10 protein-coding genes are annotated in these 15,318 nt (G+C 64.3%); 3 read left to right on the top strand and 7 right to left on the bottom strand.

What is annotated here, in order from left to right:
* Window positions 1-12 precede the first annotated feature (12 nt).
* The 3 genes from GSQ92_RS05650 (at window position 13) to GSQ92_RS05640 (ending at window position 5,537) form a co-directional block, all read left to right on the top strand.
* Complete coding sequence (locus GSQ92_RS05650) at window positions 13-1,125, top strand: NAD(P)/FAD-dependent oxidoreductase (protein WP_158805490.1); 1,113 nt, start codon at window positions 13-15, stop codon at window positions 1,123-1,125.
* An 87-nt stretch (window positions 1,126-1,212) separates the two neighbouring features.
* Entirely contained in the window at window positions 1,213-4,947 is a 3,735-nt protein-coding gene (locus GSQ92_RS05645; RefSeq protein ID WP_216850556.1) for a PAS domain-containing protein, read from the top strand.
* Entirely contained in the window at window positions 4,944-5,537 is a 594-nt protein-coding gene (locus tag GSQ92_RS05640) for a DUF1349 domain-containing protein (RefSeq protein WP_254065885.1), read from the top strand. Before GSQ92_RS05645 ends, GSQ92_RS05640 begins: the two co-directional genes overlap by 4 nt.
* Here GSQ92_RS05640 and GSQ92_RS05635 read toward each other — a convergent pair.
* The 7 genes from GSQ92_RS05635 to GSQ92_RS05605 all read right to left on the bottom strand — a co-directional run bounded on the left by GSQ92_RS05635 (window position 5,534) and on the right by GSQ92_RS05605 (window position 14,984).
* Window positions 5,534-6,877 carry an NtaA/DmoA family FMN-dependent monooxygenase gene (locus GSQ92_RS05635; protein ID WP_216850555.1) on the bottom strand — a complete coding sequence of 448 codons (1,344 nt, stop codon included), beginning with the start codon at window positions 6,875-6,877 and terminating at the stop codon, window positions 5,534-5,536. The genes GSQ92_RS05640 and GSQ92_RS05635 overlap by 4 nt on opposite strands.
* Window positions 6,878-6,881: 4 nt before the next feature.
* Window positions 6,882-7,895, bottom strand: a complete 1,014-nt coding sequence (locus tag GSQ92_RS05630; RefSeq protein WP_158805489.1) for a 4-hydroxyproline epimerase — start codon at window positions 7,893-7,895, stop codon at window positions 6,882-6,884.
* Window positions 7,895-11,578: a trifunctional transcriptional regulator/proline dehydrogenase/L-glutamate gamma-semialdehyde dehydrogenase gene (gene putA, locus GSQ92_RS05625; RefSeq protein ID WP_158805488.1), complete on the bottom strand. Its 3,684-nt coding sequence runs from the start codon at window positions 11,576-11,578 to the stop codon at window positions 7,895-7,897. The genes GSQ92_RS05630 and putA overlap by 1 nt, the downstream gene beginning before the upstream one ends.
* A gap of 12 nt (window positions 11,579-11,590) precedes the next feature.
* A complete protein-coding gene (locus tag GSQ92_RS05620; RefSeq protein ID WP_158805669.1) occupies window positions 11,591-11,917 on the bottom strand; it encodes a cupin domain-containing protein in 327 nt (108 codons plus the stop codon).
* 162 nt (window positions 11,918-12,079) lie between these two features.
* Window positions 12,080-12,865 (bottom strand): sugar phosphate isomerase/epimerase, encoded by a 786-nt coding sequence (locus GSQ92_RS05615; protein WP_216850554.1) that lies wholly within the window; start codon window positions 12,863-12,865, stop codon window positions 12,080-12,082.
* 92 nt (window positions 12,866-12,957) lie between these two features.
* Window positions 12,958-13,905 (bottom strand): fatty acid desaturase, encoded by a 948-nt coding sequence (locus GSQ92_RS05610; RefSeq protein ID WP_158805487.1) that lies wholly within the window; start codon window positions 13,903-13,905, stop codon window positions 12,958-12,960.
* Window positions 13,906-13,988: 83 nt separating this feature from the next.
* Window positions 13,989-14,984 (bottom strand): LysR family transcriptional regulator, encoded by a 996-nt coding sequence (locus tag GSQ92_RS05605; protein WP_254065883.1) that lies wholly within the window; start codon window positions 14,982-14,984, stop codon window positions 13,989-13,991.
* Between the last annotated feature and the right edge of the window lie 334 nt (window positions 14,985-15,318).

Genomic DNA, 15,318 nt, shown 5'->3' with positions numbered 1-15,318 from the left:
GGAGCGGAAATCGTGATCATCGGTGGCGGCCCGGCGGGCGCTGGGCTGGCCATCGAGCTGAGCCGCGCGGGCCGCGACGTATTGCTGATCGAGCGCGAAGCGGGGCCGCACGACAAGGTATGCGGCGAATTCCTTAGCCACGAGGCGCTGGTGTCGCTCGACGCCCTCGGTATCGACGCCGAGGCTCTCGGAGCGGTGCCGATCAGTAAGCTCTCGCTCGCGGCCGGCGAGCGGGAGGTCAACATCACCCTCCCCTTTCCGGCCCGCAGCCTCTCCCGCCGCGTGCTCGACGAGGCGCTGCTCGCCCACGCAGCGGCGGAGGGCACGCGGCTGCTGCGCGGCGAGGCTGTCGTGGAGACGAGACAGGAAGGTGATGGCTGGCGGCTGCGCCTGCGGGATGGGACCCAGGTTGCGGCGGCGAAGCTTGTCCTCGCTACTGGGAAGCACGATTTGCGTGGTGCGGGCCGGCCGCCGGGGAAGCAAGCCGACCTCATCGGCTTCAAAATGTATTTCCGGCTTGGCACGGTTCAGGCGGCCGCCATCGACCAGCACATTGTGCTAGCGCTGTTCGATGGCGGCTATGCCGGTCTCCAGCCAGTCGAGGATGATCGGGCCAATCTCTGCCTCGTCGTGCGGCGGTCGCGTTTCGCGGAACTCGGCCACGACTGGGTGAGGCTGCTCGTGGCCATCTCCCACGAGGTCCCGTCTTTCGGCGAGCGCCTTGCGGAGGCCGAGGCGGCTTGGCGACGGCCCCTGGCCATCGCCGGCATCCCCTACGGCTTTGTCGCGCAGCCCGACGAGGCGGAGACCTGGCGGCTCGGAGATCAGGCCGCCGTTATCCCCTCCTTCTCGGGAGACGGAATGTCGATCGCGTTGCATAGCGCCCGCCGCGCGGCGAGCGGGCTGCTGCAAGGAGGAACTCCTTCCTCCTACATCGAACGCCTTCGTCGGGATGTTGGTTCGCAGGTTTCCCGAGCGACTGTCGTTTCGCGGCTCTTCCTCAACCCGCATGCGCAAAACCTGCTTCTCGCGACGGCGGGGCTAGCGCCCACTCTCCTCAGCGTGGCCGCCCACGCGACCCGGGTGCCGAAACGGGCCCGTATGGCCGCGCTGGCCGGGGCCTGATCTCGGGGCAACCTTGGAGGGCTTTCGGTTCGTTTGTGAGCGTGTCACAAACCCGCCCATGGCGCACCGCCTTTGTCGCGAACCCCCTTGGATATCGGGTCCATCGCCGAGCCGCTACGCATGACGATTGGCGTGCCAGGCTTTGTTGCGGGCGGCGGTGAAATCGCCGCGCTGATGCGGGCGCGGGATTGGTCGACGAGCCCGCTCGGGCCGCTCGAAACTTGGCCGCAGAGCCTGAAGACCGTCATCCGCTTGGCGCTCTCCTCTCAGCACCCGATGTTCATCTGGTGGGGACCTCGTCTCGTCCAGTTCTATAACGACGCCTATCGCCAGACGATGGGGCCGGAGAAGCATCCGGCTGCGCTCGGCGGCAGCGGCCATGAGTGGTGGCCGGAATCTTGGGCCATTTTTGGTCCGCAGATCGACGGCGTTATGAATGGCGGGCCCAGCACCTGGCACGAGGATCAACAGATCCCCGTCCGGCGGCACGGGGCCCACGGTCCGTCCTTCTGGACCTACAGCTTTTCCGCGATCGATGACGAAGCCGTGCCGAATGGCGTGGGTGGCGTGCTCGCCGTTTGCCGCGACGTCACCGAGGAGCATCTGCTGCGGGAGACGCTGGCGGCCGAGCGGGAGGATGAGCATCGTCGTCGCCTCATTCTCGAGAGCGCCATCGATTTCGCGATCGTCGCCACGGATCAGGAAGGACAGGTCACCGACTGGAATACCGGTGCGGAGCGCATTTTCGGATGGTCGGCGGAGGAAATGAAGGGCGCGCCGGCCGATCGCTTTTTCACCCCGGAAGATCGGGCGATTGACCGGCTGGGTACCGAAATGCACCGCGCGCTGACAGTCGGGCGCGCCAGCGATGAACGCTGGCACCTCAAGAAGGATCAGTCGCGGTTCTGGGCGAGCGGCGAGCTCATGCCGCTGAAGAACGACGCCGGCGTGCATCTCGGCTTCATCAAAATCCTTCGGGACCTCACCGAGGACCGGCGCGTCGCGGAGAGGCATCGGGCGGATGCGGAATTCACCCGCAGCATCCTTGCCGCGTCCAATGATTGCATCAGCGTGCTCGACCTCGACGCCCGGCTCATCTTCATGAGCGATGGCGGCAGGCGTGTCATGGAGGTGAATGATTTCGGCAGCATTCATGGCTGTCCTTGGCCTGGCTTCTGGAAGGACACGGGCAACGAACAGGCGCTGGCCGCGGTGGAAGCCGCGCGACGAGGCTGCACGGGCCATTTTCAAAGCCAGGGCGACACGATGGCCGGAACGCCACGGTGGTGGGACGTGCAGGTCACCGCGATGCTCGATGCGGATGGGAAGCCGGAGAAGCTGCTCGCCGTTTCACGGGACATCACGGAGAACCGGCGCGCTGAGGAAGCTTTGCGCGAGGCGCAGGGTCTCAACGCGCTCATCCTTTCCTCGAGCCGCGATTGCATCGTGGTGCTCGACCTCGAGGGCCATACGCAATTCGTCAACGCCGGCGGCATCGAGAGCATGGAGATCGCCGATGTCGATGCCATTCTCGGACTGTCCTGGCTTCGTGTCTGGAAGGATGACGACCACGTAGCCGCCTGCGCCGCCGTGGCGGAAGCGCGTGCCGGCGGCACCGGTCGCTTCAGGGGTTTCTGCGCAACTCATAAAGGCACGCCGAAGTGGTGGGATGTCGTCGTCTCACCGCTGTTCGACGCCGACGGGCGGCCGGAGCGCCTGGTCACCGTCGGCCGCGATATTACCGAGAGCAGGCAGGCGGAGATCCGGCAAGTCGCCTTGCTGGAATTGGGCGACCGGTTGCGCGAGACGGCGGAGCCTGCAGCGATGGCGTTCGCGGCGGCCGAGATTCTGGGGCGCACGCTCGACATCAACCGCGCGGGGTACGGAGCGATCGATGCTGCCTGGGAGACGGTAACGATCGAGCGGGACTGGACGGCGCCTGGGATCGCCAGCATCGCCGGCATGCACCGCTTTCGTGACTTCGGTTCCTATATCGACGACCTGAAGCGGGGCGAAACCGTTGTCTTCCCGGATACGGAGCTTGATCGGCGCACCGCCGGAGGGGCTGGCGCTTTTGGGGCGATCGGTGTCCGCGCCGCTGTCAATGTGCCGATCTTCGAACGCGGTGTCTTTGTGGCCGTGTTTTATCTCGCCCATGGCGAGGCGCGCGCCTGGCTGCCTGAGGAGATCGATTTTCTTCGTAACCTCGCGGACCGTACCCGTGCCGCCATTGCCCGCAGGCGGGCGGAAATTGCGTTGCAGGAGATCAATGCGACGCTGGAGCGGCGTGTCGAGGATCGCACGCGCGAGCGTGACCAAGTGTGGCAGACGTCCCGGGACATGCTCTGCGTGGCGAATTTCGAGGGTTTCTTCCTCAGTCTGAATCCGGCCTGGACCGCAACGCTGGGTTGGACCGAAGATGAGATGAAGGCGGTGCCCTCCATCGACTTCGTGCATCCCGCCGACCGTCCCGCAACATTGAAGGCAGCAGCGGGGCTGAAAGTCGGAGAGGCGCAGCTCAGCTTCGAAAATCGCTACCGGCACAGGGACGGCAGCTACCGCAATTTTTCATGGAACGCGGTGCCGCGCGACGGGCTCGTCTATGCGAGCGTTCGCGATATCACCTCGAACAAGGAGCAGGCCGAAACACGGCGGCTGCTGGAAGAGCAGCTGCGTCAGAGTCAGAAAATGGAGGCGGTCGGCCAGCTTACAGGCGGTCTCGCGCATGACTTCAACAATCTGCTGACCGGCATCTCGGGTAGTCTGGAGCTTTTGCAGACGCGTGTCGCGCAAGGGCGCCTCGGCGAGGTCGATCGCTATGTTGCGGCGGCCCAGGGCGCGGCCAGCCGCGCCGCCGCCCTGACCCACCGGCTATTGGCTTTCTCCCGCCGCCAGACGCTCGATCCAAAGCCCACCCAGGCTAACCGGCTGGTGGCCGAGATGGAGGAACTGATCCGGCGCACGATGGGGCCGCAAATCAGTGTCGAGACAGTGTTGGCAGGTGAACTATGGCCGACGCTGTGCGATCCGAATCAGTTGGAGAACGCGCTCCTCAATCTTTGTATCAATGCGCGGGATGCGATGCCGGATGGGGGGCGACTGACGATCGAGACCGCCAATATTTCGCTGGTCGAGGCGGAAGCGCGGCAGCGCGACATGATTGCGGGGGAATATGTGGTGATCCGCGTCAGTGACAGCGGGATCGGGATGCCGCCTGACGTGGTGGCGAGAGCCTTCGACCCGTTCTTCACAACCAAGCCGCTTGGTCAGGGCACCGGGCTTGGCCTGTCGATGATCTACGGCTTCGCCAAGCAGTCCGGTGGTCAGGTGAGGATCACATCCGAAATAGGCGAAGGCGCGACAGTCGGGATTTATCTGCCTCGGCACCATGGCGAGGTCCAGGAGGACGCGGTGCCTCTCCACTTCGCTTCGCCGCCAAGGGCGGAGGCAGGCGAGACCGTGCTGGTCGTGGATGACGAACCGACGGTGCGGATGCTCGTCGCGGAAGTGCTTGAGGAGCTAGGCTATGGAGCGATCGAAGCGGCGGATGGCGCATCAGGCTTGGCGGTGTTGCAGTCGGACGCGCGGGTCGACCTGCTCATCACCGATGTCGGGTTGCCGGGTGGAATGAATGGCCGGCAGTTGGCCGACGCGGCACGCATCAGTCGCGCTGAGCTGAAGGTCTTGTTCATTACGGGCTATGCGGAGAACGCTATCGTCGGCAACAGCCAGTTGGAGCCGGGCATGCAGGTGATGATCAAGCCTTTCGGCATGGACATGCTGGCAACGCGGATCAAGGCGATCATCAATGCGAATTCGTGAAGGCTGAGCAAGGCATGTTCGAGGACTGTGCGTGGCTGAACGAGCCCCGGAACTGGAGCCTGGAGGATGGCGCCCTGCGCGTCATCACAGAGTCCGAGACGGATTTTTGGCGCGAGACGCACTATGGCTTCACGCGGGATAGCGGCCATTTCTTCGGCCGGTTGGTGAGCGGCGATTTCACCGCGCAGATCAAGGTTCAGGCGAGATACGAGGAACTCTATGATCAGGCGGGTCTCATGCTGCGCATCGATGAGACGCAATGGCTCAAGGCTGGGATCGAGATCTCCGACGGGGCGGCGATGCTCAGCAGCGTGCTGACCGATGGGAAGTCCGACTGGTCGATTGGTGCTTACGGCGGCGATGCGGCAAGCTTCTGGATCCGCGCGACGGTGGCGCAGGGTGTGTTGAGGTTGCAGGTATCGGCGGATGGCGAAACTTGGCCGCTATTTCGGCTGGCGCCATTTCCGAAGGCCGCGCGTTATCTCGTCGGGCCAATGTGCTGCACGCCTGAACGATCGGGGCTAGAGGTCGCGTTTTCGGATTTTCGCGTGAGCGCACCTCTCGGGAAGGATCTGCACGATCTGAGTTAGGTGTCCGCCAGGTTGTCCCGCAGCGTCCGTCCGGAATAGGCCGTGCGGAAGCGGCCGCGGCGCTGCAGCTCCGGGACCAGAAGATCAACAATGGCGATGAGGTCTTTCGGCATCGAGACGGTGTGGCCAAGCATAAAGCCACCACGGCTGCCGGTCGCCTCGAAGGCTTCCTCCAGATGATCGGCCATCTGCGCGGCGCTGCCCGCGACCGTCTTGTCATAGCTGGTCGCGGCACGGAGGCCGTGCTCGAAGAAGGTGTCGCGGGTGACTTCCGCGGTCTCGCCGAGTTGCATTTGCAGCTCGTGGACGAAGCCGATCGGCGAGGCGTTGGCGGCAATGATCTGCTGCTGGATCTCCTGCAGAGAGAAGCGCTCGGGCAAAGTCGAGAAGTCGTAACCGCTATTGTAGGAGAGATAGGCGCCGACTGCTTCAGGCGGGATGGCGGTCAGCAGACGATCGCGCTGCGTCTTTGCCTCGCGCTCCGTCTCCGCCACGACGATCGGCGTTTGCCACAGAATTCCGACGCCCTTGGATGCACGGCCTAGATCGGTCAGAGCGCTATCGAGGGCATGGCGGTGTTTGACCTGCTGCGCGAGCGTCGTGTCGGGGCCGAAAACAAGGTCGGCGACATAGGCGGAAGCGCGGATGCCGCGCGGCGAGCCGCCGGCTTGGATGAGAACCGGGCGGCCCTGCGGCGATGGCGGCGTGTTGAGCGGTCCCTCGACCTTGAAGAATCTGCCGACATGTTTCACGTTATGGACCTTGCCGGGGTCCGTTACGCGGCCGGTTTCGCGGTCCCACCGCATAGCGTCGGGTTCTGTGCTGTCCCAAAGGGCGCGGCAGACGTCGGTGAATTCCTCCATGCGCTCGTAGCGCGTGTTGTGCTCCATCAGCTCGTTGAAGCCGAAGTTGGCGGCGTCGGATTTGCGGGTGGAGGTGACGAGGTTCATCGCGATCCGCCCGTTCGTGATGTGATCGAGCGAGTTCATTAGCCGTGCGGTGTAGTATGGATGCATGAAGGTCGAGGAATAGGTCAGGCCGAAACCGATATGCTTGGTTACGCGGGACATGGCGACGGTCAGCGGATTGAGGTCCTGGCGCGGCCAGCTCACACCCCACTCGATCGCCGCGTCACGCGAGCCGCGCCAGGTATCCGGGACCCCGGTGCCATCTCCGGAAAACAGCAGGTCGAGGCAGCCACGTTCGGCGATCCGCGCCATTTCCTCGAACATCGCCACATCAGGGAAAGTGCGGCCGGGCCAGGAGCCGGGCATGCGCCATCGGCCGCCCATATGCGTATAGGAAAAGTCGAAACCTAGATGGATGCGCGGCTTTGGCACGGCGTTAGACGACCTGGAAACCATGCGCGAAAGGATCGCGCGGATCGACGAAGATCGTGTTGTAGCCATGCATGCGCGCCCATCCGGCGATGCTGGGGCGGATGCCCTTTACATTGCCGACGGAGGCGTCGCTTTCGACGCGGCCGTCGAACAGGCTGCCGATTATGCTTTCGTGGATGAAGTCATCGCCGACACTCAGCTTTCCCTTGGCTGCGAGCTGCGCCATGCGGGCCGAGGTTCCGGTGCCGCAAGGCGAGCGGTCGATCGCCTTGTCGCCATAGAAGACTGCGTTGCGGCCATGCGCGCGCTTGTCGCGCGGCGCGCCGGTCCATTGGACGTGGCTGATACCGCGGATCGTCAAATCCTCCGGATGCTCGGCGTTTGTCGCGGCGTTGACGAGCGTGCGGACGATTGGGCTGTAGTGCTGGACCTCGGCGGCGGAAAGGCTCTCCAATCCGCCGAAATTCTTTTGCGTGTCGATGATGGCGTAGAAATTGCCGCCATAGGCGACATCGACCGCGAGCTCGCCGAGACCCGGCACATCAATGAGGACCGCTTCCGCCGCGAGGTAGGATGGCACGTTGTGGATGCGCACGCTGTCGATGAAGCGTCCATGGCGGCGATATTCAGCCATAACCGGCCCAGCAGGAGCGTCGAGCATCAGCCGCCCCTCCTCCCGCGCTGTCGCCAGGCCGTTTTCCAGCGCCATCGTGACGGTGCCGATCATGCCGTGGCCGCACATCGGCAGGCAGCCGGAGACCTCGATGAAGAGAATACCGATGTCGCAGTCATCGCGCGTCGGCGGATAAAGGATGGAACCGCTCATCACGTCGTGGCCGCGTGGCTCGAACATGAGGGCACGGCGGATCCAGTCGTGATGCGTGATGAAGTCCTGCCGCTTCTCGCTCATTGTGGCGCCACGCAGCAGCGGGCCGCCGCCAGCGACCAGCCGAACGGGATTGCCGCAGGTATGTCCGTCAATGCAATGGAAGGTGTGGAGCGTCTCGGCCGGTGTCATCAGGTGATCGCCATAAGCGTCGCGTTGCCGCCCGCTGCAGCCGTGTTGGTACTGGTCGAGACTTCCTCGAGCAGCCAATCCAGGCAGTATCCCGTTTCGCCGACGGGCAGGTTCTGTACGGTGAGGATCGCGCCTGGGCGAGCGGCTACTTCAGCGTTCAGGTTCATCAGCGCGTCTCCGTCACCCTCAAACAATACACCACCGATGTCAGGAACGGACAGCCAGTCAGCGGCGACAACAACGTGGCGCGCAAGGTCCGGTGGCAAGCCTGTAAGCGCGGCGAGTGAGGGATGCCGGCGATCGACGAGAGCGGTATTTCCCGTGGCGAGGATCGCGCCAAGCTGGTCCAAGAGTCCTGCCTCCGTCTGTGACACCGCGGCGATGCAGCCTCTGGGATGAAGTTGATAGACGTTGCGCTCACCTGCCGGGCCCGGCAAGTCGGTCGACACGTTGAGCGGCGAGCGGTCGAGATAAGCCTTGCAGCGCTTGGCCGCCTCGTCGCGTCCTGTTTTTCGCAGCCACTCGGCGAAACTGTCTCCTGCCGCGCAGCCTAGGCCCCTTGTCATATGGCCAGGGCCTGGTGTCGTCATAAGTCGCCGCAAATACAGCGGACCGCCTGCCTTCGGTCCGGTGCCGGACAGACCCCCACCCCCGAAAGGCTGGGAGCCGACGACAGCGCCTATTATGTTGCGGTTGACATAGACATTGCCCGCCCGGACGCGCGCTGTGACTCGCGCGACTGTTTCGTCGATCCGGGTGTGCAGGCCGAAGGTCAGGCCATAGCCGGTCGCATTGACCTCGTCGATCAGCGCATCGAGCTTCTCGCGGTCGAAACGCAAGACATGCAGAATCGGGCCGAAGACTTCGCGCTCAACATCGGCGATGGCGCTTATCTCGATCAGTGTGGGGGCGACGAAGGTGCCGTGACGGGTTTCGTCGGGCAGCGGCAAGGCCTCAACCTTGTGGCCCCGCTCGCGCATTGTCTGGATATGGGCGTGGAGCGCGGCCTGGGCCTCTGCGCTGATGACGGGGCCGATATCGACGTCCAGGCTGTCGGGCCGGCCGATCGTTAGCTCCCGCATCGCGCCACGCAGCATGGCCAGGGTGCGGTCAGCGGTGTCGTCCTGGAGGCACAGGATGCGGAGAGCGGAGCAGCGCTGGCCGGCTGAATCGAAGGCCGAAGCGAGCACGTCGGCGACCACCTGCTCGGCCAGGGCGGAGCTATCGACGACGAGGGCGTTCTGGCCGCCGGTTTCCGCGATCAGCGGGATGGGAGTACCGTCGGTCGAAAGGCGGCCGGCGAGTTGCTTCTGGATTGCTCGCGCGACCGAGGTGGACCCGGTGAAGACCACGCCCTGTACTCGCGCATCGGCCACCAGGGCGGCACCGGTGGCACCAACGCCGGGAATGAGTTGCAGCACGTCCGGGGGAATGCCGGATTCATGAAAAATCCGCACCGCTTCAGTGGCGACGAGTGGCGTCTCCTCGGCGGGCTTGGCGAGTACTGGATTGCCCGCGGCGAGCGCTGCCGCCACCTGGCCAGTGAAGATGGCAAGCGGGAAATTCCACGGGCTGATGCAGGCCACGGGGCCGAGTGGCCGTCCCGAAACACCGGACTGACGGGCCGCCTCAACCCCGTAGTAGCGAAGGAAATCGGCAGCTTCCCGCACCTCTCCGATTGCATTTGGGAGCGTCTTGCCGGCCTCGCGGACCAGAAGTCCCAACAGCTCCGGGCGCCGCGCTTCCAGTTCGTCGGCGGCTCGGGCGAGGATCGCGGCTCGCTCGGCCGCCGCCGTTCCCGCCCAGGCAGATGCGGCCGCGGCGGCTCGTGAGAGCGCGCTCTCGAGCTCCGCGCCAGACGAATCCCATGCGGTGCCGACTTCATCGCGCCTATCCGCCGGATTGAGGATCGGCCTAGCGATGCCTTGCGGTAGAACACTCGGCGCTTGCGTGCGCCATGCGATGTTCCGGCTGTCAATCAACACAGTGGCTAGCAAGGCGAGAGTCTGTTCGTTGGACAGATCCAGCCCTGCGGAGTTTGCGCGATCCGGCCGGAAAAGGTCGCTCGGGAGAGCGATTGCCGGATGCGGCGTGTAGTTCGCGTGTTGGGCGCGCACGGTCGTTACGGGATCGGCGATGAGGTCGTCGATTGCGACTGCGGAATCTGCGATGCGATTGACGAAGGAGGAATTAGCGCCGTTTTCCAGCAACCGGCGCACGAGGTAGGCGAGCAAGGTCTCATGTGTGCCGACCGGGGCGTAGATGCGACAGGGGCGGCCGAGCTTGGCGGCCCCGACAACTTCCTCGTACAGCGGCTCGCCCATGCCGTGGAGGCATTGGAACTCGTATTGACCGGGCGAGAACGGCTCGCTTGCCATCGCGATGATCGCGGCGAGGGTCTGCGCGTTATGGGTGGCGAATTGGGGGAAGATGGCGTCCGGGGCATCGAGCAGCTTACGGGCGCAAGCAAGATATGAGACGTCCGTGTAGACCTTGCGGGTGAAGACCGGGAATCCATCCTGACCATCAACCTGAGCGCGCTTGATCTCGCTGTCCCAGTAAGCACCTTTCACAAGTCTTAGCATGATACGATGGCCCGTTCGCCGTGCGAGATCGATGACCCAGTCCAGCACGAAGAAGGCACGCTTCTGGTAAGCCTGCACGACGAAGCCGATGCCGCCCCAGCCGGCGAGTGCGGGCTCTTGGCATAGCGCCTCCAGCAAATCGAGCGACAGTTCGAGACGATCAGCTTCCTCGGCGTCGATGTTCAAGCCAATGTCGTAGCCGCGCGCCATCCGAGCCAGATGCAGGAGGCGCGGCAAGAGTTCGCGAATGACGCGATCCTGCTGGGCTCGGCTGTAGCGCGGATGCAGCGCCGAGAGCTTGATCGAAATTCCAGCGCCCTCAAGAATGCCGCGCCGCTTTGACGCCTTACCGATCGCGTGGATCGCCGCCTCGTATTCCGTGAGATAGCGTGCTGCGTCCTCTGCCGTCGCCGCCGCCTCGCCGAGCATGTCGTAGGAGTAGCGGAATCCCTTGGCTTCCATCCGGCGGCCGCGGGTGACCGCCTCGTCGATCGTCTGGCCGAGAACGAACTGCTCGCCCATCATGCGCATGGCCATATCGACGCCCCGCCGGATGAGTGGCTCACCACCCTTGCCGATCAGCCGGGTGAGCGCGGCGGACAGCGTCGTCTCGCTGTTGGTGGCGGTCAGGCGGCCGGTGACGACGAGACCCCAGGTGGCGGCATTCACGAACAAGGACGGGCTGCGGCCAAGATGAGCGCGCCAATCGCCGGGTGCGATCTTGTCGCGGATCAGAGCGTCCCGCGTGCCGACATCCGGGATCCGCAGCAGCGCCTCCGCCAGGCACATCAGCGCGACACCCTCCTGGCTCGACAGAGCGTATTCGTGAATGAGGCCATCCACGCCCCCGCTGCGCTTCTTCCGCCGCAAGGCTTCGACGAGTTGGCGGGCCAGTGCCTCAGCCTTCTGGGCGGCGGAGGGCGATAGGGTGGCTGCCGCGACCAGGGTTGGAAGGCAGTCGGGTTCAGATCTGCGATAGGCGGCGGTGATTGTGGATCGGAGCAGGGTCTGGGTCTGCACGCCTGCGGCGAAGGCGGCGAAAAGCTCGGCAGGGCCGGAGTCGGAAAGTGGGGAAATGGCAGGCTCGGAAATGGCCATTGCGGGGTTGCTTCAGGCGCCGGGGTTTGGCGCGATGTCGTAGGGCTGCTTGAGTTCGATCTCCACGAAGGCGATCGGGTAGTCCGAGCCGTTCATCACGTCATGCTTGATGCCGGCGACGCGCGTGTAGGACTGCCCCTGGGCCAGCGGCACCGCTGTCACCTTCGCTCCGTCGTGAACCAGCAGCGTTCCCGCCACCAGCATGACGACGACATAGGGCCAGCCGTGCTCGTGCCATCCGGTCGCGGATCCGGGTGCGAAGTCCCAGCGCGTGATCCGAACGGCATCGTCATCCTGTTGGACCGTGGGCCGTGCCGGAATCTCGCAGCGGAACGTCATCATGTCCTCCTTGCCAGGAAAATGACGTCTCATGACACCAAAGCCGCGCCTCGTGGCAAGCCAGCTTCGATCGATAATGCCCAACCCAGCCCCAGCCGGAGGTCACGATGTCACCCTCGGCCTAGAGCTCATCAGCGCTGCGGATTTCAAGTGAATTTCGAGTTAGGCGTGCTGTCGTGATGCGGCATCCTCTGCATCCAGCGCGGCCCAGATGCATCGAACGTGGTTCTTAAGGATCAGCGCCTCGTTCCAGCGATCTGACAGCTCGTATCCGTCCGGTCCGGTCATTGCGTATTCGTGTGGTCCGAGTTCGCAGAGAAAGTTCAGCGCGCCGTATTCGAGACGGCGTTCGCTGTGCCCGCGCCAGTGACGGAATCCCTTCTCCCACCACGCCAGGAACAGGTCGAGCCATTTGGCGTATTGCGGGAAGCCGAAAGGCACCTGGATCTGCTGGCGAGAGGCGACGCGCCCCTGGAACGAGCCGGCGCGGGCCAGGAGCCGCGCGATATGCGACTGGGTGCGTTCATCCGGCGGAGAGTCGAATTCGCGGCCCACCACGTAATGCGAGAGATCAGCCGAGATCACCAACTCCGGCACGGCGTCGAGCAGTTGCAGCATCGCGAACATGTCGTTGGTGATGCTGTTGCGATGCGTCTCGAAGTGCAGGGCGACGCCGGCGTTCTCGGCCATCTCCATCCAGCGGCGCGCCACCGGCACGGTCGCTTCGACACCAAGCGGCATCACCTGGCCGATGAGGTTGACGTGGCGCGCGTCCATCCGGCGAGCGAGATCAAGCACCGGCGCGAGGCCGCCCATGGTTTTAACGAACGCCGTGATGAGGCAGGCGAGCCCGTATCGCTCGAAAAGCGGCTCCAGGGCTGCGACCTGCTCGATGGGAGTCACGCCGAGGTCGATGCACATGCCGTCGAAGCCGGCCTCGGCCACCATGGCAAAGCTTTCCTCGACTGGCCGCTCGGGGACGCCCGGGCGGCGCTGCTCCATGGCCCAGAGGGATTGGAAGACCTCCAGCCGATGGGCGCTCACGCCACCGCTTCCATGCGGTCCCCGTCCCGCAGCAGCGTCGCCACGATTTCGACCTGGGCGCCGATATATCCCGCGCCGGGCAGCACTTCGCCGAGACGGGTCTGGATCTCATGGTTGAGCGCCGGCAAAGCGAAGAAGGGAATGCCAGGGAAGGTGTGGTGAGCGGTGTGGTAGGACATGTTCCAGACCAGCCATCGCACCAGGGGCGGACCGCGCAGGGTGCGGGTGTTGCGGAGCGTGTCCTGCTCATGGGTGAGGCAAGTGTGCTCGCCGGTGTTCTGCAGGTTGTGGACCCATTTGAACAGCATCATGGGCGCGAGCCAGAAGGTCAAAGCGGCCCAGTTCTGAAGACCCAGGGAAATCAGCAGGATTGCCGCGTAGCCGAGAAGGTGCCACCGCGCCTCGGCGATGACCTCATCCCGCTGGGCCGGTGACAGATAGGTCGCGTAGCTGGGCAGAAGTCCTCTAGCGATCCGGATGGTGCTGCGGGCGCGTCCATACCAGTAGGTGAAGCCCATGAGGTAGAGCGCATAGGACATTGGCGTGTACGCCCCACGGGCCTGTAGCTCGGGGTCGCGTTCCGGATCCTGGGTGTGGCGGTGATGGGCGAAATGGAAGTAGCGGTCCCAGCGCGCGGGATAGATCGAGAGGAAGCCAATGGCGGCGCCCACGCCGTCATTCAGCCAACGGGAGCGGAAGGCCGTGCGGTGGCTCATCTCATGCTGGCCCGCGTAGATACAGTTCAACAAGATGCCGAGCGCCGCGAAGGGCAAGACGACCCAAGCGCTGGAGGCCAGGATGACTACCAGGGCGATGGTCGCCGCGATGGCCGCGATTTGGCTGCCAAGTTGCAGCAGCCCGCGCAGATCGGACCGCGCGCTGAGCGACTTCAGTACGGTGGAAGGCACCACCCTCGCCCCTCGCGCCGAGACCCAATCCTGCATCGCTTCAACTCCAAGCAGCCCTAGCAGGCCGATTTATAGGATGGGGCGAGGCGGCGATGGTTGCGAAAGGCGCAAACTGAACTTCAGCCGGCCTGATCCGGCGCGAAATCCGTCGAAGTGCCCGCTTCGTCGGCAAAACCCGCGATCAGCATCGCTTTGAACGACTCCACCACCAATCCATGCGATGCCCCGCGCCGGGTCAGGGCATGGAAGACATTGGTGAGGAATAGCCGGTCTGGGATAAGCGCCTTCATCCGGCCTTGGTTGACCCAGGGCTCGGCATAGGCTGGCGGGAGGAAGCCGAGGAACTCGCCGCTCAGGAGCAGGATGGCGCGGGCATCGATGCTGCCGGCATGAGCGGAGAAATTGAGATGTTCGCGCCAGATCGGCCAGTGGGGTCCGGTCGCTCCGGCCGAGACTTCCACCGATCTGTATTGGCCGATGACCTCCGGCGTCAGACTTTGCGGATCGGCCAAAAAGAGCGGATGGCCCGCACCGGCGAAGAGATACAAAGTCTCGGTGAAGAGCGGCACCAGATCGAGCGCGGGGACCAGCCTGGGCAGGACCGAAACGCCGATCGCGGCCCGCCCTTCGAGGACGGCCTGCTCGACGTCACTGGCTGGGGCGGAGGCGAGCTGGATGAAGACCTCCGGATGGTCGCACGCGAATTTGCCCATGACGCGGACGAGCGGGCTATCGCTATAGGTGACGATATTGTCGGTCACATGGAGGGTCAGGGTGCCCGTCAAACGGCCGCGGGCCCGATTGACGCGATCGCGAAATCTATCGAAGTCGACCAGCAGGCGCTCGATCGCCTCGCGGACCTGAACTCCCTCGCTGGTGAGAGAGAAACCGCCCCGCCCGCGCTGGCAGAGCGTTACCCCGAGCCGGCTCTCCAGCGCCGAAATATCGGCGCTGATCGCCGATTTGCTCTTGCCCAGAGTCACCTCGGCAGCCGTAAATCCGCCTTTCTCCGCGACGGTATGGAAGACGCGAAGCAGCCGCAGATCGGTTTCGGCCAGTTGTGCCTGGAAAAACTTCGCCATGAACGGAAGGTAATATCCTGTTCTGACACCCACCGGACTCCGAAATGATGAGCTTTCGCAGAATCCGTGAGCTGTGCAATATCAGGACTATTGGCTTGAACCGATGGGATTTTCGCCTTCCTCGCCTTGTCCGATCGGCTGACTTGGTGCCCGGCCTGGCTCCGACGATGTTCCGCGGACGAAAGACGTGGCGCGGATGGGCTGGTGGATAGGCTCCCGTGAGTCTGCGGTCAGCGGCCGTGGCCTAAGATGCGTTACACTTGACCAGATCGGCGGTATTTGATGCGCATGTCTTCATACTACGTCGCGACAACTTGCATCTTGTCCGCGGCTTTTGTTCTGCCCAACCTCGTCGGCCGGCACAGCG

It is taken from the genome of Acidisoma sp. S159 (assembly GCF_009766125.1).
In the GTDB taxonomy this organism is placed as follows: domain Bacteria; phylum Pseudomonadota; class Alphaproteobacteria; order Acetobacterales; family Acetobacteraceae; genus Acidisoma.
Note: the sequence above shows the minus strand (reverse complement) of the source record. Positions and strands in the feature narration are given on the sequence as shown.